Origin of the sequence: Glutamicibacter sp. JL.03c (assembly GCF_025854375.1) — a bacterium.
Lineage (GTDB): Bacteria > Actinomycetota > Actinomycetes > Actinomycetales > Micrococcaceae > Glutamicibacter.
In genome coordinates, this window is the sequence record NZ_CP107575.1 from 281,373 (window position 1) to 304,651 (window position 23,279).

At 59.1% G+C, this 23,279-nt stretch carries 21 protein-coding genes; 11 read left to right on the plus strand and 10 right to left on the minus strand.

All coding sequences use genetic code 11. The features are described 5' to 3' along the window. Positions 1-401 precede the first annotated feature (401 nt). Both OF385_RS16680 and OF385_RS01345 read left to right on the plus strand, forming a co-directional pair. Complete coding sequence (locus tag OF385_RS16680) at positions 402-530, plus strand: shikimate kinase (protein ID WP_413468061.1); 129 nt, start codon at positions 402-404, stop codon at positions 528-530. 45 nt (positions 531-575) lie between these two features. After that, the gene (locus tag OF385_RS01345) at positions 576-1,001 is read left to right on the plus strand and encodes a hypothetical protein (RefSeq protein WP_264276630.1); all 426 of its coding nucleotides are present in this window, start codon (positions 576-578) and stop codon (positions 999-1,001) included. A gap of 129 nt (positions 1,002-1,130) precedes the next feature. Here OF385_RS01345 and OF385_RS01350 read toward each other — a convergent pair whose 3' ends face one another. Beyond that, on the minus strand, positions 1,131-1,943 hold the full coding sequence (locus tag OF385_RS01350) for an ABC transporter ATP-binding protein (RefSeq protein WP_264276631.1): 813 nt from the start codon (positions 1,941-1,943) through the stop codon (positions 1,131-1,133). Continuing rightward, complete coding sequence (locus tag OF385_RS01355; protein WP_264276632.1) at positions 1,943-3,160, minus strand: MFS transporter; 1,218 nt, start codon at positions 3,158-3,160, stop codon at positions 1,943-1,945. The genes OF385_RS01350 and OF385_RS01355 overlap by 1 nt, the downstream gene beginning before the upstream one ends. Before the next feature lie 80 nt (positions 3,161-3,240). On the opposite strand from OF385_RS01355, the gene OF385_RS01360 reads away from it, so the two are divergent. Beyond that, positions 3,241-4,047: a FadR/GntR family transcriptional regulator gene (locus OF385_RS01360; RefSeq protein ID WP_319019186.1), complete on the plus strand. Its 807-nt coding sequence runs from the start codon at positions 3,241-3,243 to the stop codon at positions 4,045-4,047. Between the two features lie 687 nt (positions 4,048-4,734). On the opposite strand, the gene OF385_RS01365 is transcribed toward OF385_RS01360, so the two are convergent. The 3 genes from OF385_RS01365 to OF385_RS01375 form a co-directional block, all read right to left on the minus strand. Continuing rightward, positions 4,735-5,040, minus strand: coding sequence for a DUF2283 domain-containing protein (locus OF385_RS01365; protein ID WP_264276633.1), 306 nt, complete (start codon positions 5,038-5,040; stop codon positions 4,735-4,737). Positions 5,041-5,753: 713 nt separating this feature from the next. Then, positions 5,754-6,992 carry an allantoate amidohydrolase gene (locus tag OF385_RS01370; RefSeq protein ID WP_264276634.1) on the minus strand — a complete coding sequence of 413 codons (1,239 nt, stop codon included), beginning with the start codon at positions 6,990-6,992 and terminating at the stop codon, positions 5,754-5,756. A gap of 32 nt (positions 6,993-7,024) precedes the next feature. After that, positions 7,025-8,191 (minus strand): FAD-dependent oxidoreductase, encoded by a 1,167-nt coding sequence (locus OF385_RS01375; RefSeq protein ID WP_264276635.1) that lies wholly within the window; start codon positions 8,189-8,191, stop codon positions 7,025-7,027. Between the two features lie 117 nt (positions 8,192-8,308). Here OF385_RS01375 and OF385_RS01380 point away from each other — a divergent pair, with 117 nt between their 5' ends. From OF385_RS01380 to OF385_RS01390, 3 genes are all read left to right on the plus strand, one after another. After that, positions 8,309-9,193, plus strand: a complete 885-nt coding sequence (locus OF385_RS01380) for a LysR substrate-binding domain-containing protein (RefSeq protein WP_264276636.1) — start codon at positions 8,309-8,311, stop codon at positions 9,191-9,193. A 62-nt stretch (positions 9,194-9,255) separates the two neighbouring features. Then, positions 9,256-9,825 (plus strand): TetR/AcrR family transcriptional regulator, encoded by a 570-nt coding sequence (locus OF385_RS01385; protein ID WP_264276637.1) that lies wholly within the window; start codon positions 9,256-9,258, stop codon positions 9,823-9,825. Positions 9,826-9,905: 80 nt separating this feature from the next. Beyond that, a complete protein-coding gene (locus OF385_RS01390) occupies positions 9,906-10,823 on the plus strand; it encodes a DMT family transporter (RefSeq protein ID WP_264276638.1) in 918 nt (305 codons plus the stop codon). Here the strand turns inward: OF385_RS01390 and OF385_RS01395 are convergent. The 3 genes from OF385_RS01395 to xylA are packed head-to-tail and all read right to left on the minus strand — an operon-like array spanning position 10,744 to position 14,675. Further along, positions 10,744-12,012: an FAD-binding protein gene (locus OF385_RS01395; RefSeq protein WP_264276639.1), complete on the minus strand. Its 1,269-nt coding sequence runs from the start codon at positions 12,010-12,012 to the stop codon at positions 10,744-10,746. The genes OF385_RS01390 and OF385_RS01395 overlap by 80 nt on opposite strands. Before the next feature lie 9 nt (positions 12,013-12,021). After that, positions 12,022-13,449: a xylulokinase gene (locus tag OF385_RS01400; RefSeq protein WP_264276640.1), complete on the minus strand. Its 1,428-nt coding sequence runs from the start codon at positions 13,447-13,449 to the stop codon at positions 12,022-12,024. A 38-nt stretch (positions 13,450-13,487) separates the two neighbouring features. Next, positions 13,488-14,675 (minus strand): xylose isomerase, encoded by a 1,188-nt coding sequence (gene xylA / locus OF385_RS01405; protein ID WP_264276641.1) that lies wholly within the window; start codon positions 14,673-14,675, stop codon positions 13,488-13,490. A 132-nt stretch (positions 14,676-14,807) separates the two neighbouring features. Here xylA and OF385_RS01410 point away from each other — a divergent pair, with 132 nt between their 5' ends. Next, a complete protein-coding gene (locus tag OF385_RS01410; RefSeq protein WP_264276642.1) occupies positions 14,808-16,043 on the plus strand; it encodes an ROK family transcriptional regulator in 1,236 nt (411 codons plus the stop codon). Here the strand turns inward: OF385_RS01410 and OF385_RS01415 are convergent. Then, positions 16,040-16,822, minus strand: coding sequence for a MerR family transcriptional regulator (locus OF385_RS01415; protein ID WP_264276643.1), 783 nt, complete (start codon positions 16,820-16,822; stop codon positions 16,040-16,042). The two genes, OF385_RS01410 and OF385_RS01415, sit on opposite strands and share 4 nt — an antisense overlap. A gap of 279 nt (positions 16,823-17,101) precedes the next feature. Here OF385_RS01415 and OF385_RS01420 point away from each other — a divergent pair, with 279 nt between their 5' ends. From OF385_RS01420 to OF385_RS01430, 3 genes are all read left to right on the plus strand, one after another. Beyond that, entirely contained in the window at positions 17,102-18,391 is a 1,290-nt protein-coding gene (locus tag OF385_RS01420; protein WP_264276644.1) for an adenylosuccinate synthase, read from the plus strand. A 334-nt stretch (positions 18,392-18,725) separates the two neighbouring features. Next, positions 18,726-19,124 carry a hypothetical protein gene (locus OF385_RS01425; RefSeq protein ID WP_264276645.1) on the plus strand — a complete coding sequence of 133 codons (399 nt, stop codon included), beginning with the start codon at positions 18,726-18,728 and terminating at the stop codon, positions 19,122-19,124. Next, a complete protein-coding gene (locus OF385_RS01430; protein ID WP_264277834.1) occupies positions 19,094-19,567 on the plus strand; it encodes a TIGR00730 family Rossman fold protein in 474 nt (157 codons plus the stop codon). Before OF385_RS01425 ends, OF385_RS01430 begins: the two co-directional genes overlap by 31 nt. Before the next feature lie 93 nt (positions 19,568-19,660). Here OF385_RS01430 and OF385_RS01435 read toward each other — a convergent pair whose 3' ends face one another. Next, positions 19,661-21,190 (minus strand): sodium:solute symporter, encoded by a 1,530-nt coding sequence (locus tag OF385_RS01435; protein ID WP_264276646.1) that lies wholly within the window; start codon positions 21,188-21,190, stop codon positions 19,661-19,663. Positions 21,191-21,545: 355 nt separating this feature from the next. Between OF385_RS01435 and OF385_RS01440 the strand changes: the two genes are divergently transcribed. Next, complete coding sequence (locus OF385_RS01440) at positions 21,546-23,201, plus strand: thiamine pyrophosphate-dependent enzyme (protein ID WP_264276647.1); 1,656 nt, start codon at positions 21,546-21,548, stop codon at positions 23,199-23,201. Positions 23,202-23,279: the final 78 nt, after the last annotated feature.

Here is a 23,279-nt window from a genome sequence, read left to right on the forward strand (position 1 = left end):
TCTCAGATATGCTGCCGATTTTCCTCAGTGCCACGCTGCTTTGGCCGCAAGGGGAGCGTTCATTGGGAACCTTTTTCTGAAGCTTGCCGCGTGGATTGTTCTTCGAGAAGTGCAAGCGCCTTTTCGCACGCGTTTCTGATCCTGTTCAACGCGCCAACGATGCTTATGGTTGCGAACATGATCATGACAATTAGAACTACGAGTAGCCATGTGAGATCCATGGCTCAACTCTTCCAGACAATCTGACGGGCGTCGATTCTTCAAGCATGCTGCTACGGAGCGGCACAGGCGGGTCGAGTTGTCCGAGGGTGTGTTATTCACCGAACGCTCTACGGGACACTAATGCCATCTCCGTGCAAGGCGAGGTGTTACTCCAGCGCTCCCAATGCCAGAATTGCCTTATGAGCCTCGATACGCCACTAATTCTGATCGGGCCGGCCGCAACTGGAAAATCGACCCTAGGCGAAATAGTTGCCGCCAATTTGTCAGTTCCATTTGTCGATATAGATGAAATCGCCGAGCCATACTAAGAGGAATCCGGCTGGAACCTCGAAAAACTTGCGCATAGAAGTTCAGTGGTTGGACGCGTTGCCGCCGAAAGAGAATGGGAAGGTGCCCGAGCACACGCTGTTTGCCGCGAGTTGGAAGAGCATCCTGACGCGGTTATTGCTTTGGGCGCGGGCCACACCTCGTACAAGAATGAGAATCATCTCCAACACGTTAGGAACGCATTGAAAGATGCGCCCTGGGTATTACTTGTCTTGCCTTCGGCAGACCGGGCCGAAGCACTCAGCACGCTGCGCAACAGGTCGCAGGAGTCAAAAGCAACGGACTGGATCAGCTCAGGACATGATTTTCTTGCAGAATGGCTCGATGACCGAGGAACACGGAGTTTGGCCACTGAAATCATGATCACAGGTAGCGAAACGCCCGAGCTCACGGCCAAGAGAATCGTGGCGATGCTTCAACACACCAGCTCTTGGGTAACCACCGGCGATTGAATCGACCAACCCGATTTGAACTTTCAAGGATTTGCCCGATGCCAGAGAAAGCTGTCCCTTAAGTCGGTCCGTAAGAGGAACCCTCTACGGGATATCTTGTAAATAGCGTAGCTGCTTGCGTCCGAGTACCTAGGATCTCGCCGTAATTTCGGATGGGTCTCCAGCCCGCGCGAGCCACCTGTTACCTCGATGCTCGATCTGAATGGGGTATGAAAAACACTGCGAGATCATGTGGGTAGTCAGCACCTCGCGAGAGTATCCCGATGCAAGAATCTTGCCGTCCTTCACGAGCGTCGCGTGGGAGGTCGTGCTGGGCAGCTCTTCAAGATGATGAGTGACTAGAACAGTGGCCAGCAAGGGCTGAGTGTGGTGAAGGTGGTCGATAGTGTCTAGGAGTCGTTCGCGGGCCGCCACGTCAAGTCCGGTAGACGGCTCATCGAGCAGCAGCAACGGAGGGTTAGGCAAGAGTGCTCGGGCAATCAGGGCGCGTCCCCGTTCGCCCTGAGAGAGTATTGGCCATCGTGCATCAATCTTGGTAGCCAAGCCGAGCATGGAGATTAATTCGTGTGCCCTGGCAAGGGTTTTAGGATCTGGAGCCCACCGAGGCACGAGTTCTGTGCTGCCAGTGGCCCCGGTGAGAACCACCTCTAACACGGTCAGTGGTGAACGAATCTGATGACGGGGGTTGACGTGGCCTATGGAATGACGGAGTTTGCGGATATCAACACGGCCCAATTGATGACCCAAAACGTAAACAGCACCCCGGGTCGGATGGTTAACCGCACCACATAAGCTCAAGATGGTGCTCTTGCCCGCCCCATTGGCTCCGAGCAAGGCCCAGTGTTCTCCGGCATTTACGGTGAAATTGATGTCGGACAAGATCTGACTGGACTCTCGGATGAAATCGACACTTCGCAGGGACAGCACTTCTGTGGCGTTCATCAGCAATTTCCTTCGATTAGGGTTGGCTCCACGGGGGAAGGCTCGGTGCGTCGTTCTGTCAGGATCCAAGATAGTGCGAAGCCAGCAATAAGTACGACTGTCATGATGACGAAGACTGACCACACGGTATAACGGTCAGCTACCACTCCTAACAACGGGCTGATGACTCCACCCAAGGACAAGGTCAGGCCCAGCGTGACGCCGCTTGCGACGCCGATACGATTGGGCAAGTATGAGTGGGAAAGCGTGATCTGGGCAGCGAAGGGAATAAATAAGTTGACTCCTAGCGCAGCTGTCGCGATCGTGAGTGTCAGCTCGGTTGGGGCAAGCACCATCGCCGCAGTTGAGCATGCTGCCAGCAAGTAGCCTGCTCGGATGACGCGCAACCGACCGAAGCGGTCGGCGAAAAAGCCGCCTATGAGCGTGCCGAGCGCGCCGGCTGCTGGGAACACCGATAACGCCACTGCGGCTTCCGCCGTCGAGGACTGGAACTTTTCCGTGGCATATAGGGAAATGAACGTTGATGTCCCGACATAGGCAATGGACCACGTTGCCAAGACTGCTGTGAGCCAAGCAAATAACCTCCAGCTATCGGACACAATGGGCGCCTGGATAGACGGGGAAGGAATCATTATTGCTACTGGCGACGAGATGTCGGTCCACGTTGCCGCCATATAGACCAGGCCGAGAATGATGGCTGGAATTATTAGCCAAAGCGTTCCGGAAAGGCCGAACCAGCCCACGACAAGAACCACGGCGGCAGGTGCCAAGGCGACCCCAAGGTTGCCTCCTACGGAGAAGAAGCTCATTGAGCTATTGGAACCGCCCCCTGCTTCTCGTGCTTCCATGGTCGCCGCAGGGTGATATGCGGCAACGCCTACGCCCGATGCGGCAATAACTACCCAGGCGGCCCAATAGGACTCAACGAAGATTCCGCTCAGAGCCACTCCGACACCAGCGAGGATAAGTCCTGCAAGGCTCAGCCAGCGCAACCTGTAGCGGTCGCTGAGGTACCCGAAAAGAGGCTGGGCAACGCTGGACAGTGCAGTAGATGCCAGCGCAATCCCGGCGACCGCAGCATAGGTGTAGTGCGCATGCAGCACGAAAAAGGGCAACAATGCCGCGACTGCTCCGGTGTAGAAGTCGTTACCAGCATGCGTGGCTGTCAGTGCCAGTAATTTGCTTCGACTTCTCGTGTCGGTTCGAGATAAGGCCACTGAGAATCTCCTGGAATAGTTTGCGCTACATAGTCGTGCGCGCATTGGAGCATGCGCGCAGAGGGGTGCGCTCATCAGACATGAATACCTCCCACGACCTTTTCGCCTCGCCCGTTTACCCGCAGCAGAAAGGCTGCAGGGGTGCCGCGTTGGGTCGCGGTGGGATAGACTATACACAACTCCTCAGACAAGTAGCGAAGCAAGGTTCACAATTGGCTCAAGTTAAACGCACTCCGCTGGCCGATCAAGCCGCAGAACTTCTACTCGATCGCATTCGCTCCGGCGAATGGCCGCTGGGTGCGAAATTGCCGGGCGAAACGACATTGGCCCCGCAGCTCGGCGTGGGGCGTTCCACGGTTCGGGAGGCAATCGGCCAATTGGTCGGCAAATCGGTCCTGCAGACGAGGCAAGGAGCCGGGGTCTTCGTTGTAGCTTTGGACGCAAGCGAAGACTGGGACGTCGTGCTGCGCCGGGCCGATATTGCCTCGGTGATCGAGGCTCGTATCGCGATTGAGTCAGAAGCAGCATCGCTCGCTGGTGCGAAGAGAACGGCTCAGCAACTGCGCTTGATTCGCCGCATGCTCAAGCAAAGGGAGGAGTGTAAAGGTACTCGAGATGAGTATGTCGATGCCGACATGAGGTTTCATCGTGCCGTGGTCGAAGCTTCCAACAACCCCGTTCTACTGGAACTCTTCGATACTTTTGTTCCGAGGCTGCGCCAATCCATGATCGAGATGCTCCGTATCGGCAAGCCGCCCCAAGCTGACATTGATCACGCATCCCACGAAGCAATTGTGGAAGCCATCGCGGATCAGGACTGTGCTAGAGCTGCCAAATCCAGCAGAACTCATCTTGAATCGCTCAAAGCGGCGATCTCAGCGCGCTAGCTTGGAACCGGTGCTGAGCCGGATTTTTCAAACATAAGGCACGGGAGGTCGAAGCCCATGTTCGTATAAGGAACCTTTATCGGGCAGTAAAGTCGTCGTCTAGCTTTTATACACAGGCCAGGGAGGTGGCGCGGTAGGTTTGGGTCATGACACCGATTCGCAGATCTGTATACGGACTTTCAGCAGGTGCTTTCGCTGCCCTATTGACTGGATGCTCAATTGACACACTGATCTGGGGAGGCGATGGCGCCCAGGTGATTCAAACGACCGAGAAGTTTGTGAGCGACTTAGCTTCGGGCAAAACATCAGTCATTGTCTGCACTGACTCCGTAGCGGACCTAGGCGCGCCCAGTGATTGGTCAGGGCTTTCTGTGGGTGAACCGGAAAAGTTTACCCCGGAGTATTGGGATGACCAGGTGGCGCTGGACCCTCAGTGGAGCATCAATCTGGAAGGGCTCCCTGGGGACGCAGTGCCTGGCATCCGCTATCCCGGAGACGTCTTCTACCGTGAGACCGACGAAGGGTTATGCGTGGTCGACGTTGCATGGTCAACGCTCCTTAGTGTGAACTGACCGGCTAGGGGCAGCGGCGTTAGACCGTTCCATATGCGGAACCTTCAATGCGATAAACGTTGCGCGATTCGCCTGGGATTTCAGTCTGTGTCCGGGAGATCTGTTGCGGCGCTGATCAAGCAATGCGGTAAACAACGACCACGGGATGACCAGAAAGTTTGCGAATTTCATAGCCTGCAGCGGACAGAGCCTCCCGAAGCGATCCGTCTGCGACGGAGGCAAGGAACTGGTCGACGGTTCCGTTTACCTGCCCCAGCAGTTCCAACCCGATCGGTTCGCCGAAAATATCTAGGTCCACATTGACTCCGAATGGGAGCGTGGTGTTTTCGACTTCCGCTGTCTCCCCGCTTGGTTCACCGGTTAGCGCGATGTATCCGGCACCGGCTTCCCTGTCATATGTCATGCTCAATGGCTTGTTCATGAGCCCTTCTAGGTTTCGTACGGCGGATTCGGGTTGGTGGCGATGGAACTACCCACAATAGTTCCATCACGTGGCATCGTTCTCTTCTATCGCTTTTCAAGCGATGGTGAATATCTATTGAGGCTCTGGGCACCGTGTGGCGGTGGCAACACAGAATTCTCGAATCATCTGCACTGCGGGTCCGGACTGTAATGAATCCAAAAGAGCACCTCTTTGCCACCGGAACAGTCTCAAAGTCCCCAAAAGCGGTAATCCATATGTTCGACAGCAGATCGTCCCGCAAGACGGTCCTCATACGGGACACCTAATCCGTTAACTGGGTATGTTTTCGAAACTCCGAGTTTTCAAAGATTTCAGAGTCCCGTAAACCCCGCCCGAGAAAATGCCCGGTGAAGGGGCCTTTTACGGACGCCAAAAACGACTGTTTTTGAAAGGACAAGTAAACTCTGACAGATTGCCGAGGCATTCGTTGCTCCGTCCTGCCTAGCGCCCGAAACCCGCTTGAGAATCGTCCGTCGTCAAGTGGCATGCGCGAATACAACGAGTGACAGCCAGCAAGTGGTCGTTGTATTTCCACTCCGTCCAGATCGCTAATCGCAGTTGCCAGCGATATGGATATGCCTGGTGAATTTTCTGGTGCGCTAGAGGCGCAACACAGCTGTCGAACTTAACCGAATGCTTACATTGTCCCGGACGGTTTTTGCGAGGTGGGATCAGATCAGCAAAGCTGACAAGGCATCAGCCAAAGCCTCAGCGCCGAGTTCCGCATCCGCATCTTCTACATATTCTTCAGGGGAGTGGGAGATGCCGTTGGGGTTGCGAACAAAAATCATGGCGCTTGGTACGTGCCCTGCCAGGACTCCAGCATCATGCCCCGCACCTGTATCGAGTACCGGAGCGTTGGGAAGCGCCAACCCAAGTTGTCCTGAAAGCTTTGCATCAAAACTTACAGTTGGACTCAATGATTCTTGGGAGAATTCGAGGGTGCAGCCCTCTTCTGCCGCGATGAGACGCGCTGATTCATGGATCTCCTGCACTACGCTGGCAGTGACTGCGTCATCTGGATGACGTACGTCGAGCCAGAAATCCACTCGTGAGGCAATGACGTTGGTTCCGCCAGGTACCGGGTGCAGGCGGCCCACGGTGGCTCGGGCGTTATCCCGTGAACGGGCAATGTGCTGCACCGCTGCAATGCTCCGGGCAGCAGCTACCATTGGGTCCTTGCGGTCGGACATCAGCGTGGTTCCTGCGTGGTTGCCTTGTCCCCGCATGCTCAGCTTCCAGCGCCCGTGGCCAAGGATGGAACCGCCGATGGCCACCGGATGGTCCAGATCGGCCAAGCCAAGTCCCTGCTCCACATGCAACTCAACGAAGACACCAATCTGTCCTAAGAGGCGGCGGTCTGGGCCGATAAATCGTGGGTCAAGTCCGTTTTTGACGGCAACGTCGGCAAAACTATTGCCGTCGGGATCCCTCAGATTCAAAGCCTTGTTCCGATCAATGGCTCCGGTGAGCAGGCGTGAGCCCAAGCAGGCCACACCAAATCGTGAGCCTTCCTCTTCCGGGAACACCACAATGGCCATGGCGCGAGTGCGAACTAAACTCCGTGAGCGCAATAAATCAATAGCAACCAATGCGCTGGCTACGCCCAATGGGCCGTCGAAAGGTCCACCACCGGGAACCGAGTCGAGGTGGCTGCCGGTGACAACGGCATTGGTGCGGATTCCTGTCGGCAGATCCCACCAGGCCCAGAGCGCGCCGTTGCCGTCTTGTTCAACGCTCAGTTGGCGCCTGGTGGCCTGCTCAATGAACCAGGTGCGCAAATCAATTTCGGCGCTGGAATATACCGGACGGGAATAGCCTCCTCGCAACTGGTCTTGACCGGTGCTGGCAATACTTGCCATGAGCTCGGTGACCGTCGTCGTGGGTAGGTCTAGGGGAATATTGAACATGGGATTCTCCGAAAGGTCTTCTGCTCGGGCTGTTAAGCCATGACTTTGGCGTGGGATGCGAGGCGGAAAAGCTCAGGGGTTTCACGCGCCCCAGTGGCAAGATCGGCAGCCAATTCGCCGAGCAACGGGCCGAACTTGGCTCCATGGCCCGAGCAAGGGGAGAGGATGGTGATGCCATCTGCTTCGTCCAAGATGAAATCTTCGGTGGGAGTCGAGCTGAAAATGCAGGTGGTCTCGGCATAGGGGGTGGGATCCAGGCCTGGTAGGTATTTTTTCACGTACTCGACCACGCGTTCGCGATTGGCCGGGTCGATCTGGCCATTTTGCTGGCTGGCCGTATCCATGCGTCGCCCCGCCATGTATTCGGCAACCTTTTGTCCGCGGAAGTTGGCATCACGTCCCCCAGGCAGACCGTAGGACTTGAAGGCAGGATCCTTGTGGATATAGGTGGGCCACGCCAGGCGGGCCTCTGGATCCTGGTCCCGGTAGGAGAAGTGGTAGGCGTTCTCTTGATAAACATTCATCTTTGGAACGCTGTGCACAAAGCCTGTTGGCAGCGGCAGGTTGCCCAGCAATTCCGGCAACCAGCCGCCCGCGGCAACGATGATTTTCGATGCGAAGTAGGTGCGTCCGTCTACCGACGTCAGCTTATATCCGTTAGCGGTGGCTTCGACGGAAGCGACCGGCCATTGGGTTTCTACCTGGGCCCCGTGAGCCTGGGCTTGAGCCACCATTGCCTGTACTGAACGTTCAGCATCAAGCACTCCCGCACCGGGGTGCCAGAGAACTTCGGTGTCAAAGTTGATTCCATTAAAGCGGTTGCGAGCTTCGGTGGCGGAGAGCAGCTCATGCTCTATTCCGGCGTTCGCGAGAACGCCTGCGAGTTGGCGTGGGTTGCGCAAGGGCCCATAGTCCACCGAGCCGCAGGGGTTGATCAGCTGACTGCCACTGGCTTCTTCGAGTTCATCCCAGGCTTTGCGCGCCTGAACAACAAGGTCCGTGTAGAGCTGGTTGGGGTAGGCGTAGCGGAAGATGCGTGCTGAGCCGTGCGAACTGGCATCATCAGCAGCAGGGACCTTGCGCTCCAGCAGAGCTACTTCATGGCCTCGCTGGGCCAACCTCCATGCTGCAGACGAGCCGGCGAGACCTGCTCCGATGACAACGTATTCTGCAGAGGGTGACAGGGTCGGGGTGCTCATGGTTTGCTCCTGATGTGGGCATCTTTGTTGTTCTATCTCTAGTAACCCACGAATATTATTAGCGCGTCCAATACTTTTTACCTAGACATTATTAGTTTCTGTGCAAAGATTGAATGCATGGAACTCCGACACCTCCACTACTTCCTCGTTGTTGCCGAGCATTTGCACTTCGGACGTGCCGCTGAAGAACTTCGCATGTCGCAGCCGCCATTGACGGTCGCGGTGAAAAAGCTGGAGCAAGAGCTGGGCGTGCAACTCTTTGACCGCACGACCCGTAGCGTAATGCTCACGCCCGCGGGGCGAATGTACTTGGAACGGATCAAGCCATTGTTGGCGGACCTGGATAAAGCCAATCAGGAACTCACCGAGGCGGGGCTGGGGCTGCGCGGACGACTCAACGTCGGATTTGTCAGTTCTGCTAGTTATGCCACCATGCCCTCGGCGCTGCGCAGGTTTCGCGAACTGCGGCCAAACGTGGAGCTGGCGCTGCACCCGCTGACTACCGACGAGCAGATTGAAAAGCTGCTGGAAAATAATCTTGATCTCGGAATTCTGCGCGACCCAACGAGAGTGCCAGGAGTTGAGCTGCAAGAGATCCATTCGGAGCCACTGGTGGTGGCGCTTCCGGCAGGCCATCGTTTGAGTGCCAAGGAGCAGATCAAGGCAGAAGATCTTGCTGATGAAGACTTTGTTCTTTTCCCCTACAAGTACATGAGTGGTTTCTATTCCCTGGTGCACTCATTATTCGACGGGTGCACGCCACCTCGGATTGTGGAACGAGCCATTCATCAGGAGACCATTCTTGGGCTTGTTGCTGCCGGGCTGGGCGTATCAATCCTGCCTTCCTCGGTATCGCGTTTCCAAATGCCCGAAGTGTCGTTCCACCCGTTGGCCGGCGAGCCAAAGACCAGACTCTACGCGGGGATGGGTGCCCCGAATCCTGCGGCCCAGGTCTTCCAGCAGTGCTTACTTGAGGCGGAGCTTCAAGCCCGAATTAACTAGACAGATCGGTATAAATTTACTAGCCTCTTAAGCTAGACAGATCAGTCTAGTTTGGAGTTGTCATGTCACCTCGTGTCGCGGTCCGCACGAAGCTGCTGGACGCAGCTGCCCAGCTTTTCTATGCCGAGGGGATATCGGCTACCGGGATCGATGCGGTGGTTGCCAAGGCAGGCGTGGCCAAAATGAGCCTCTACAACAACTTCGAATCAAAAACCGGTTTGGTGATGGCCTATCTGCAGGCCCGTCATCAAGAATGGCTTGATCTCTATCAGGCGCGCCTGGAAAAGGCGAGTGCTGGCGCTGGAGGGGTACTAGCGGTGGTCGATGCATACATTGATCACGCCGAAGCTGGCTATGAACATGGCTTCCGGGGTTGCGGACTGCTCAATGCTGCTGCTGAATTACCAGCGGGGGACCCGGGGCGTACGATCGTTGCGGCTCACAAGCTCCAGGTAGAGCAGCTTCTTGCCAGCCATCTGGAACTACTGACGACGAAAAAACAGGCCGCGCCCTTGGCCGGGCAAATATCTTTCCTGCTTGAAGGCGCGATATCTCGTGCCGGTCTGGAGGGCAACAGCACCCTGCTTTTGCGAGCTCGGGCGATGATTAGCGGCATGGTCGAAGCGCTGTGAACCAGGTGCGCAACCATGGCGCGGGCACAGCGATAGGCCTCTTGCTAGTCGCCTCCATCCTCTGGGGGACTACAGGCACCGTGGCCGCTCAGGCACCCGAGGTATCACCACTTGCCATTGGTGCGGCCTCACTGGGAATCGGCGGACTGTTGCAGTGCCTAGTGGGAGCACGCTCAGTCTGGGGGAGCCGATACTTACTAGCCAAAAACAAGGGCATGGTGTTTTTTGGTGGGGTGAACGTCATGATTTACCCTCTGGCCTTCTACAGCTCAATGTCCCTAGGCGGAGTTGCGCTGGGCACTGTCATCTCCCTGGGGACGGCGCCGCTCTTTTCCGGAATCCTAGAACGCCTGGCCGACGGCGCCCGGTTGACGGTGCGCTGGTACTTCGCGGCGACCCTAGGTATTCTGGGCAGCACCTTACTAGGTTTCTCCCGTGCGACGGATAGTGGCAGCGGAGGCTCTGAAGTGGTAGCGGGCTGCCTACTGGGGCTTGTTGCCGGGGGCAGTTATGCCTGTTATTCATGGGCTACCGGACGATTGCTGAGAACCGGAATTGCCCGTCAAAGTGCGGTGGGCTCCGTCTTCGGGGTTGGTGGCTTGCTACTCATGCCGGTGCTGGTCGCCACCGGAGGACCTTTGCTTTCCAGCACCCATAATCTGATGGTCGCTACCTATTTGGCGGTCATTCCAATGTTTCTGGGCTATCTCATATTTGGTATGGCGCTGGCCAAGGTGCCGGCGAGTACCGCTACTACCGTCACGCTCAGCGAACCAGCCGTCGCAGCAGCGCTGGCCGTTGGTCTACTCAATGAACGGTTGGGAATCGCAGGTTGGTCAGGTATGGCGCTGATAGCGGTTGCGGTACTGATTTTATTGGTGTGGAGCCCGAGGTGTGGGCGAGTGACGTGTTCGGTGCCTACGCACCAAAAATCTTGCTCTCAAGGAATTCGTTGCGGAATTTGCCAGCAGGATCCAAGCGCCGTGCCAGCGAAATGAAGTCACTAAACTTCGGGTACAGCTTCTCCAGTTCGGTTGCCGTGGCGGCAAAGAGCTTGCCCCAATGCGGACGAGCGGCAAAAGTTGCGAGAGCTGATTCAACCTGCGGAAGAATTGCCTCGACCGCCTGCTGCTGCGGCTTCCACGTAAAGTGCAGGGCAATGCCGTCGCGGCCGTAATTGCCGCTGAGCCACAACTCATCGGCGGCGATGGTCCGTACCTCTGCCACCAGCAGCATCGGGGTGACTACCGAGGAAAGCTCGCGCATTGCGGTCATGGCCGCAACAGCGTATTTACGTGGGACCAGATATTCAGTCTGCAACTCAGCACCGGCACTGGGCATGAAGTCCATGCGGAAATGCGAGAGACGATCCGACCAAGGCCCAGCCACCCCGAGCTGTTCGCTGCAGATCGCGCCATCGGCTCCGGGCAATGGGTGCATCGGAACACTCGCCGCCAGACCGCCGAATTTTCCCTGATCAATATCATCGAGAAGTGCATCGCCAACACGACGCTTGAGCCATGTTTGGCCCACCACGTCCCCGCTCCAATCGGTGAACAGGCTGACACTGTAGGCAGAGGCCTGGATTCCATCAAAGTTGTTCAGAACTTTGTCCCAGGACAGCTGCTCATACACGGTTTGCTGCACATCAAAGCTCGGAACGATATCCAAGGTCAGATGTGTGATCACGCCTAGCGCGCCAAGGGACACCACATAACCGTTGAATTCCGGGGCGTTTCGATTGACCGAGAGCTTCGAACCATCGGCCAGCACGAGTTCGATCGCGCTGACGGCGGTAGCCAGGTTGCCGTGGGCTTCGCCCGAACCATGGGTACCAGTGGATACCGCGCCGGCCACCGAGATATGCGGCAGCGAAGCGAGATTCTGCAGCGCAAAACCGGCGGCGTGCAGCGCATCGGCCAGCGCGCCATAGGTGGTCCCGCCACTGACGCGCACGCTCATGGACTGCGCATCGATGTCAATGACTGCAGGCATCTTGGCCAGGCAGATCATGGTTCCGCTGGTATCGGCAATGTCATTAAAGGAATGGCGGGAACCCAGCACGCGCACCTTGCTGGCGGCGCGCACCTGTTCCTGCAGCTGCTCGGTGCTGGTGGGGTGCAGCAGTTCGCTGGTCCGGTACTCACGGTTTCCTGCCCAATTGAGTTCCTTGGTCTCTGGCTCCACGGCCGATCCTTACTTCTCTAGCCACTGGCTGGAAACCAGCGAACGGTACCGTTCCAGAACGTGCGGTGTTGTCTCTGCTGCGGGGATTTCGGTGGAGTCCTGGGTCCACTGCGGGAATGCTCCGGCCAGCACCCCGGCGGCTTGCCGTGCGGCGCCATCTGCCACATATTCGCCCGGGGCCGGAACGAGGATTGGCAGTCCCAGCACCTGGGCTGCGATCTGCTGCACCGCTGCGGACTGGGCTCCGCCGCCTACCAGGATGATGCGCTGGGCGTGGACCCCTTGGGCTTCAAGCGCGCGCAGCCCATCGGCCAGCGAGCAGACGATTGCTTCCACCGCGCTGCGTGCCACGTTGGGTGCGGTGTAATTCGCGCGGGTGATTTCATGCAGCGAACCGGTGGCATCTGGCAGGTTCGGGGTGCGCTCGCCGTCGAAATAGGGGATCAGCGTCAGGCCATCGCAGCCCGGGTTTGCTGACAGGGCGAGGTCGTTGAGCTCTGCCAGACTCACCTGCAGCAGGTTGGCCGTGGCATCGAAGACCCGGGTGGCATTCAGCGTGCACACCAGCGGAAGGTAGTTTCCGGTGGCATCGGCAAACCCGGCCACCAGCCCGCTGGTGTCTGCCGACGGGGCATCGGCGACGGCGAAGACCGTGCCGGAAGTGCCCAGGGACATCACCACGTCCCCCACGGCGGCGCCGACCCCTAATCCGGCGGCGGCGTTATCGCCCGCACCGGGACCGATCAGCGCGCCGGTGGCAGTGCGGCCAATGGCTTCCAGCGGGCCCGCGACTATGGGCAGGACCGGGTTGTGCCCCAGATGCTGCTGCAGGGCCTGCAAGTCATAAGAATTCCCGGCAGCCCGGTAGTACCCGGTACCCGAAGCATCGGAGCGGTCGGTGTGCAGTGCGGCCAAGCCCTCTGCGCCGCTGCCCGGGCCGTAGCCAGCCAGGCGCCAGGACAGCCAGTCGTGGGGCAGGCAGACCGCGGCGACCTTGGCCGCATTCTCCGGTTCATTGTCCTTGAGCCAACGAAGCTTGGTCAGGGTGATTGACGAGACTGGCAGGGTGCCGGTGCGACCTGCCCAGTAGGCGGCGCCGGCCTGGCTGTCACCGTCGCCGGCCTCGGCGATGATGTCGCGGGCCGCCTGCGCGCTGCGGGTATCGTTCCACAGCAGCGCAGGGCGGATCACCGCACCGGTGGCATCCAGCACCACCATGCCGTGCTGTTGCCCACCCACCGAGATCGCAGCCACATCATCCAGGCCGCCTGCCTGGCCGATCGCTTCTTGCAGGGCGGTCCACCAGAACTCCGGGTCCACTTCGGTGCCATCCGGGTGGCTGGCGCGTCCGGAGCGGATCAATGCCCCGGTGTCGGCGTCGCGGATGACAACCTTGCAGGACTGGGTGGAGGAGTCGATGCCGGCTACAAGCGTCATAGAGTGTGGCTGCTTTCTACGGTGGGTTCTGGCAGGGCCTAGCGCGAGCCGAGCAGGTGCTCGATGGCCAGCTGGTTCAGGCGGATGAAGGCGAAATTGCGCTGTGCGGCAGCATCGGCATCAAAGCCATGGAAGCTCGCGGAATCAGTCATCAGATCCGCTGCGCTTTCTCCGGCATCCAGGGTGGTTTCGCCCAGTTCGAAGACACCCGCGGTCTTCATGGCTTCCTGTACCTCTGGATCTGCGCGGAAGGCCAGGGCGCGTTCCTTGAGCAGCAGGTACATGGACATGTTGGCCTTGGCCGAATCCCACACGCCCTCGTAGCCATCGGTGCGCGATGGCTTGTAGTCGAAGTGGCGTGGGCCGGTGTACTTTGGCCCGCCGTTGGGGAACCCGTTCTCCAGCAGGTCAACGGTGAAGAAGGCGCTGGTCAAATCGCCGTGGCCGAAGACCAGATCCTGGTCGTACTTGATGCCGCGCTGGCCATTGAGGTCGATGTGGAACAGCTTCTCGGCCCACAGCGCCTGGGCGATGCCGTGGGTGAAGTTCAGGCCAGCCATCTGCTCGTGGCCGGTTTCCGGGTTCAGGCCGACGATGTCCCCGTGTTCCAGCTGCTCGATGAACGCCAGGCCATGGCCGACGGTTGGCAGGAAGATGTCGCCGCGTGGTTCGTTCGGCTTTGGCTCCAGCGCGATGCGCAGGTTGTAGCCCTTGTCCTTGATGTAGCCGGCTGCCGTGTCCACGCCTTCGCGCATGCGGTTCAGTGCTGCGGCCAAGTCCTTGGAGCCATCGTATTCGCTGCCTTCGCGGCCGCCCCACATGACGAAGGTTTCGGCGCCCATCTCGGCGGCCAAATCGATATTGTGCAGCACCTTGGCCAGTGCGAAGCGACGGATCGAGCGGTCGTTGGAGGTGAAGCCGCCGTCCTTGAAGACCGGGTGGCTGAACAGGTTGGTGGTCACCATCGGGACCTTCAAGCCGGTCTCTTCCAGGGCTGCGCGGAAGTCAGCCAGGATCTTTTCGCGTTCAGCCTCGGTGGCGTCAAAAGGAATCAGGTCATTGTCGTGGAAGGTGATGCCGTAGGCGCCGAATTCAGCGAGCTTGTGCACGGCTTCTACCGGGTCCAGGTTCTTGCGGGTGGCGACACCGAATGGGTCGGCGCCGGTCCAGCCAACGGTCCAGAGGCCAAAGGTGAAGTGGTCTTCAGGGGTCGGGGCAACGCTCATGGTGATACATCCTCGGATCGTTCGGAATGGCCGACGCCATTTAGTTTATTTCCTGAACTATATGGTCGGAGATGCGCTAGAGTCAATAGCGAGCAGTGAACGATTCGTCCGTAGAATTCCCAAGGAGAAGGCATGCGCCAGCCAGCGACTACCTCCCGAGCCGCAGCATCTTCGGCCCCGGGCAATGTTGGCGATGTGCGCAAAGCCAACCTGGCCAGGGTCCTGTCGGCAATCGCAGCGGCAGGGGAAGACCAGCGGCTGTCGCGCGCCGATGTTGCGCAACTCAGCCAGCTCACCAAGGCCTCGGTCTCCAGCTTGGTCGCCGACCTTCTGGCCGCCGGCCTGGTCGTTGAAATTGGCGTGCACCGCGACGGGGAACGCGGCCGACCCTCGGTGGGCCTGGTGCTGAATCCCGCACGCTGTGTCATGGGCATGGAAATCAACGTTGACTACATTGCCGCCGGGCTGGTGGACCTCAGCGGCAAACTGCTGGCTCACGAGATCCTGCCCCGCGCCAATCACAGCTCAACAGCCGGTGAGGTGCTGGCTGCGCTGGGGGAGCTGAGCCAGAGGCTCCAAGCTGCCGCCCAAGCCCAGGGCCTGATGATCCTCGGTGCAGGGTTGGCCGTTCCCGGCCTGGTCAACGAAGAACATTTCACCGTCCTGCAGGCACCAAACCTGGGCTGGATCCAGCAGGAACTCGACGTGGCAGCATTGCTGCCCGAACCCCCAACCCGCTTCCGGCTCTTTAACGAAGCCAACGCCTCAGCGCTGGCCCAACAGCAATTGATGGACGCGCAAGAGAACGACTTCCTCTTCGTCTCCGGGGAAGTGGGCATTGGCGGCGGAGTGATCATCGGCGCTGAACTCTTTGTCGGGACCCAAGGCCATGCCGGCGAACTCGGCCATGTGGTGATCGCACCCGACGGCAAAATCTGCAGCTGCGGCGGACGCGGTTGCCTGGAGACCATTGCCGGGCAGGAGGCCATTCTGGCCGCCGCCAACCTCGGTGCTGGCGCCGACAGCGCACCGCGTCAAGAGCGAATCAGCCAGCTCTACCAGGCACTGGAAACCGGAACTGAAACCGCGGTGAACGCGGTAGCCGAGGCCGGAAAATCCTTGGGAATCGCCGTGGCTTCGGCCCTGCGCCTCTACAACGTTTCCACCGTCGTCTTTGGCGGGCACTTCGCCGCCCTTGAACGATGGATGCGTCCAGCGATGGAAGCCAGCCTCCAGGTGCATGCGCCCAGCATTGCCGAACAGGCGCAGTTGCTGTGTTCGCCTCTGGGCCAAACCGGTGCACTGGTCGGTGCTGCGCGCAGCGTGGTGGGGGACCTGCTGGAGGCTCCGTACCGGCTGGTGGATTAGGGAGTGCCGACCGGCTGCTGAAGTTCGGTCACCCAATCCGCCTGGTCATCGGACACGGCGCGCACGTAGACTTCACGGCACGGACCGGACGGGACTAAACCGCGGGCCAGGACTTCTTCGTGCACGGCTTGCCAGCTTTCATGGACGGTGTCCATGGAGCCAAGGTGCACTCCGCAGATGGCTTCGGGCGCCGCGGAAAGCTCGATGATCTCGACATCGGCTAGGTTCTGGGCGCTCGTGGCGTAACCGGCGATGACCTCGACTCCATCCTCGGTACCGTTGTATTGCGCAATGGGTGCGGCAAGGCTTTCGCCTTGGAGAGACTGCGCGATGCTGTCGAAAAGCGGGCCGATGCGTCCGGCGATTTCAGGCTGCTCGGCCACCGTGAAGCGGCCGGCAGCCAAGCGTACCGCGGGCAGCGGCTTGTGGATGATTTCAATGCGTGACATGAGGTTCTCCTTGGAAATGAGTTGCAGACGCCGCTGCACATCAGCCAAGCGCTGCGTGGCCAGCGGGTGCTCGGCCTCAACCTGAGCCTGGCGAATGTGCAACAGGCCGGCAATTTTTTCTGCTCTCGCACCTTGATCCAGGATCAAAGAAATTTCTTCGAGTCCGAATCCCAGATCCCGCAAGGCAACAATCTGATGCAAGCGCTGAAGCTGGGAAGGGTCGTAGGAGCGATAACCGCTAAACGGGTCCACATGGGCGGGTCTGAGCAGGCCGGCAGTATCCCAGTGCCGCAACATGCGGAGGGTGACCTGGCCGATCTGGGCAAACATCCCGATGGATAGCATTCTTCAGTTCTCCGCCCTCACACTGTGTCAGGGTCAAGTCTGCGTCAGAAAGTCGCCGATATCCATGTTTAAGCTCGACTCCGTGACGTACAACTCGAGATTCACTAATCGTTTCGGTAAACTTTGGTCGTAAGAGCCCCTAACTCTTGCAACGGACCTTCGGGTTTCAGCGAGCAGGACAGGGGCATATTTTTTGCCCGGCACCGTGCCGGGACGGCGCTAAGCACGCCGCAACCGCTGCTTATAAGCAAGGGGGAGGATCCCATGCCAGCAATCGTGATCGTCGGAGCCCAATGGGGCGATGAGGGTAAAGGAAAAGCTACCGACCTGCTCGGTGGCAAGGTCGACTACGTAGTCAAGCCAAACGGCGGCAACAACGCCGGGCATACCGTGGTCGTCGGAGGCGAGAAGTACGAGCTCAAGCTCCTTCCAGCCGGCATCCTTTCCCCCAACGCCACTCCGATTATCGGCAACGGCTGCGTGGTGAACCTTGAAGCCCTCTTTGACGAGATCGACGGCCTGGAATCCCGTGGCGCCGATACCTCGAAGCTGCGCGTCTCGGCCAACGCGCACCTGGTGGCCCCGTACCACCAGACCATGGACAAGGTCACCGAGCGCTTCCTGGGCAAGCGTGCCATCGGCACCACCGGACGCGGCATCGGCCCGGCCTACATGGACAAGGTCGGACGCCTGGGCATCCGCGTGCAGGACGTCTTCGACGAGTCGATCCTGCGCCAGAAGGTCGAAGGCGCGCTGCTGCAGAAGAACGAGCTGCTGGTCAAGATCTACAACCGCCGCAGCGTCGAGGTCGAGGAAATCGTGCAGTACTTCCTCTCCTATGCTGAGCGCCTTCGCCCGCTGGTCATCGACTCCACCTACGAGCTGAACAAGGCCCTGGACGAGGACAAGGTGGTGCTGATGGAAGGCGGCCAGGCCACCTTCCTGGACGTGGACCACGGCACCTACCCGTTCGTGACTTCCTCGAACCCAACCGCTGGCGGCGCATCGGTAGGCTCGGGCATCGGCCCGACGCGCATCACCCGCTCCATCGGCATCATCAAGGCGTACACCACCCGTGTGGGTGCCGGTCCATTCCCGACCGAGCTCTTCGATGAGATGGGCATCTACCTGCAGAAGACCGGTGGCGAGTTCGGCGTGAACACCGGCCGCCCACGTCGTTGCGGCTGGTACGACGCGGTGCTGGCTCGCCACGCTTCGCGCGTGAACGGCTTCACCGACTACTTCGTGACCAAGCTGGATGTGCTCACCAACATCGAGCAGATCCCAGTGTGCGTGGCCTATGACGTAGACGGCGTCCGCCACGATGAAATGCCAATGACGCAGACCGACTTCCACCATGCGAAGCCGATCTTCGAGTACTTCCCGGGCTGGACCGAGGACATCTCTGGCGCGCAGACCATGGAAGATCTTCCGGAGAACGCCCGGAACTACATCCTGGCCTTGGAGAAGATCTCCGGCACCCGGATCTCCGCCATCGGCGTGGGCCCGGACCGCGATCAGACCATCGTGCGCCACGATCTGATCCAGGACTAGATCCCGGGCAAAAAGGAGCCACTGCCACCCAGTAATTGATGGGTGGCAGTGGCTCCTTTTTGTGCGCCGGTTTCCTTGCCACATTGGTCGTGAGATTCGGACCAGCCCAGACGACAACGCTAAGAATGAATGGCGCCGGCAGGTTGTGCCGGGCTGAAGCAATCAGCATGCAGATGGAACGCGAAAGACCCCGAATGCCAGAACAGATCACCGTCAGCGCCGTCATCATCAGGAACGAAGCGGGACAGGTTCTGACGATCCGCAAATGAGATGCAGCATTATTCATGTTCCCCGGTGGCAAGCCAGAGCTTGAGAGTCGGCTATCGACACGGCGGTGCGAGAAGAGAGCGAAGAGCTGGGTGTCAGTTTGGATCCAGCTTTGCTCCGCCGTTTTGGGACCTTCACTGCCCCGGCAGCCAATGAGGTCGGTCGAAACGTCGAAGCCACCGTATTTCACCATCCTTTGGTACCGGTTGGTGAGCCGCTGTCTGAAATCGAAGAGCTGCAGTGGACCGACCCTGCCGCGCAACTGAATGAGCTTGCTCCGTTGCTCAAAGACGTGGTCTTCCCGGCTTTATTCGCTGGCCCTCGAAAGATTCAGAGCCTGGCAGTGTTCACCGGCTCGGTATATCGGGCACCTTACCTGTTTATGAGCAGGCGGCAGAAGACTTCGCACGTGCTGTTGCGGATTCGGGGCGAGCCATCGTTTATGGCGGTGGACGCGTGGGCTTGATGGGAACTATCGCTGATGCGGCGAGAACAGCCGGCGGAGAAGTTTTCGGGGATATGCCGCAGGTCCTGGTTGATGGCGAACTGGCGCATCCAGGGCTAACAAGACTCGAAGTTGTGCCGGACATGCATGCACGCAAGCGCCGCATGCCGGAACTGGCCGATGGTTGTGTCGGCTTGCCAGATGGTGCCGGGGCCTTGGACGAGCTCTGTGGAGTAGGGACCTGGCGGCAGCCGGGAAACCATGCGAAACCAGTAGCCTTTCTGGACGTCGACGGATTCTGGCAGCCATTGCGGAGCATGCTGGATCGCAGGCATGGCCAGGGGGTCCAAGACCTGCAGTTCCGCGACTCGCCGGTGGTGGCCAGTGAACCACAAGCGCTTTTGGATGCCCTGTCCGTGCGGCAGGCTCCGGCAGCCGAATCGAGCACAGGGTCCAAGAACTAATGCACAAGGAACAATTCGAGCCCTGTGCCCAGCGGTTTGCACCGCTGGGCACAGGGCTCGGATTCTTGGGTCCGACTCGGTATTTCTAGCGGATCAGAGCGTAGGCTCTTGTGCCGTTGCATTCACCGGGGCATCCTGGGCCTTGCCGGCAACGCGCAGGTTCCAGTGGTCAATCACTTGTCGGTTCGTGGTCTTGGTCAGCAGCGAAACAATAATGAACGCTGCTGCCGAAGCGATCAGGCCGTAGTAGATCGGTTCGTTGGCGTAGACGCCATCGAACTTGTTCTCGGCTTGGATCTCCAAGATGATCATCGCGCCCAGGGTTACCAGGGAGCCAGCAGCCATGGAGGCCGTGGCCCCGACACCGTTGCCGCGCTTCCACAGCAGGCCGCCGATGATTGCCACCAGCAAACCGCCCACCAGAATGTCGTAAGCGATGGTCAGTGCGGCGACCACGTCGTCCACCAGGATGGCCAAGGTGACAGTGACGACGCCTAGCACCATGACCCAGATGCGGTTCGCGCGGACGTCGTGCTCAGGGTTCTCATTCGAGTTGACCTGGATCTGCTTTCCGAACCAGCTAGCCACAAATGGAGTCACGTCGGTGCGTGCCACGGTGGCTGCGGCGATCAAGGCGCCCGAGGCCGTGGACATCATGGCGGCAACAGCCGCGGCCATCACCAGGCCGCCCACAGCTACTGGCAGCAGCTGCGTTGCGACCTCTGCGTAAACGACGTCCTTATTGTCCGCGGCGCCAGCGATCTCAGGCAGTGCTACCTTTGCGGCCATGCCGATCAACGCGCCTGCTGCGCCGTAGATGATGCAGTAGATGCCAGCAGTCATGCCGCCCCAGCGAGCTACCTTGGGAGTCTTGGCCGTGAAGACGCGCTGCCAGATGTCCTGGCCGATGAGCAGGCCGAGGGTATAGACCACGAAGTAGGTGATGATCGACTGCAAGCCGATGCCGGTGAAGCTGAAGAACTCAGCATCCACGCGTTCGCGGATGCCGTCCAGGCCGCCGGCTGCGTGCATGGAGAATGGAAGCATCAGGGCGAAAATGCCGATGGTCTTGATGATGAACTGGACCTGGTCGGCAAGGGTAATGGACCACATGCCGCCGATGGTCGAGTAGACCACCACGATCAGGCCGCCAATGGCGATGGCTACCCACTTTTCCCAGCCGAAGAGCACCACGAAGATGGTGGCGTAGGCGCTGGTCGAGGTTGCGCAGAGCATCAGCGTGTAGGCCAGCATGACAATGCCGGAGGTGTTGGTAGCCGCCGCGCTGCCGTAACGCAGGCTGAGCATCTGCGAGACGGTGAAGACCTTGAGCTTCTGCAAGGTTGGCGCGAAGAACACCGAAAGGAGAATGACGCCGGCGCCGATGGCGACCACGAGCCACATGCCTGAGATGCCCCATTTGTATCCCAGGCCCACGCCGCCCACGGTGGAGGCGCCGCCAAGCACGACTGCGGCCATGGTTCCGGTATAGAGGAACGGACCGAGGCGGCGGCCGGCGACTAGATAGTCGCTGCTGTTTTTGGTGCGGGACTTGCCCCACCATCCGAACGCGAGCATTGCGGCGAGATATAACGCGACAATGGTCCCATTGATGACTTCCATGGATTTCCCCGATGCGAGTGAGAATGCTTACTATCAGTAAACTTTTATTTCTCAATAGGCTACTTGTGCGAGCTACGACAGATCAATGCCTCCCGGGTTTATGTCTGTGAGCTGGCCCGCTGATGGGTGTGATAAACATTACTGTTCTACAGTTCTGAAAAATATAGACAATTTGCCTAGAAATATGCATCACAGCGTGCATGGTGTCATAGTTGCGTAGTAATAGGCATTCACGGTGCGCAATTGGGTCATCTTTAGTACTGTTTTGCGACAACGCAACGTTGAATCACTGGCTTGAGTGCCATCAATTGCCGTTGCGTCTGACGATTTCCCGCAACCAGAAAGACGCCTACAGATGAGTGAAAATGCCCAAGGCCTGACAAAGAAGTCAGCCGGACATGTCATTGTCGATACACTTGCCGCGCACGGCGTTGAACGAGCCTACGTTGTTCCGGGCGAAAGCTACCTGGATGTCCTCGATGGACTGCACAACTCATCCATTGAGACCGTCGTATGCCGCCACGAAGGCGGAGCTACCTACATGGCTGAAGCCGAAGGCAAGATGCACCAGCGTCCCGGCATCGCCATGGTGACCCGAGGACCGGGCGCCGCCAACGCGCACGTCGGGCTGCACACCGCTTGGCAGGACTCCACTCCGCTGGTGCTTTTTGTCGGCCTGATTCCTTTTGAGCACCGCGAGAAGGAAGCCTTCCAGGAATTCGACCCGAAGGCCTGGTTCGGCACTGGAGCCAAGCGCGTCATGATCCTGGACCATGCGGATCGCGCCAGCGAAGTCGTCGCCGAAGCGATGTTCGCAGCCATGTCCGGCCGTCCTGGCCCCGTGGTAGTCGGCCTCCCGGAAGATATCATCCGCAACGAGATTTCTGCCGAACTGCACCCGGAAATTCCGGTCGCCACCGGCGGCATGACCGTGACGGACTGGAAATCGCTGAACACCGCCTTGCAGGAAGCGGACAAGCCGCTGTTCATATTCGGCGGCAACGACTGGTCGCCGCAGGGCGCAGCCGATTTCACCCGCTGGCTCGAAGAGCATGACCTCCCGGCCGCCGCCGAATGGCGTTGCGAAGGCACCGTCCCGTTCAACTCGCCTTCCTACGTTGGGCCCATCGGCTACGGGCGTCCCAAGCCGACCTATGACCTGCTGGAAGAAACCGATCTGCTGATCTTCGTTGGGACTGTGCCGGGCGACGTGATCACCGACGGATTCAATGTCCGACAGAACTGGGAGAAGAAAAACTTCCTGGTCACCATCGATCCTTCGTTGCGCGGACGCTCCGGTCCGGTATCGCACCAGATCGTGGCCAAGCCCGATGTGTTTGTCCGCGACTTGCTGTTGATGGACTTGCCGGTGAAGGACTCCTGGAAAGAATGGACTTCGCGAATGCGTGGCGAGCAGGAGAAATTCGCAGCGCTGCCAACCCCGGTGCCGGCCGATGGGCCAGCCAAGATGGCAACCCTGATGTCGAATCTGGTCAACGCGTTGCCTGAGGACGCCATGGTCACTTTCGGAGCTGGCGAGCACACCAACTGGGCCCACCGCTACTTCCCGACCAACGGATATGCCTCGATGCTCTCGGCGCGCAATGGCTCCATGGGCTATTCCATTCCATCGGCAGTGGCTGCGTCGCTGAACTACCCAGGGCGCCGAGTAGTGACCATCGCAGGTGACGGAGAATTCCTGATGAATGGCCAGGAACTGGCCACGGCAACCCAATACGGCGCCACGCCACTGGTGGTCATCATGGACAACCAGCAATACGGCACCATTCGCACCCACCAGGAACGCCAGTACCCTGAACGCGTTTCCGGCACTCAGCTGATAAATCCTGATTTCGCCTTGATGGCCCAGTCCTTTGGCGGCTTCGGGGTCCGGGTGGAAAAGGACGCCGATGTTCCAGCAGCCCTGGATGCCGCGGTGAAGGCAATCGACGAGAACAAGACCTTTGCGTTGATCCACCTGATCGTGGAGCAGGGCGTCAAGGCCTACTAAGGGCAAAGCTGCAAGCAAACATGTAATTCCAATGGGTATCGTTTATGCGGTACCCGTTGGATGCTTTAAGTGGCAGAG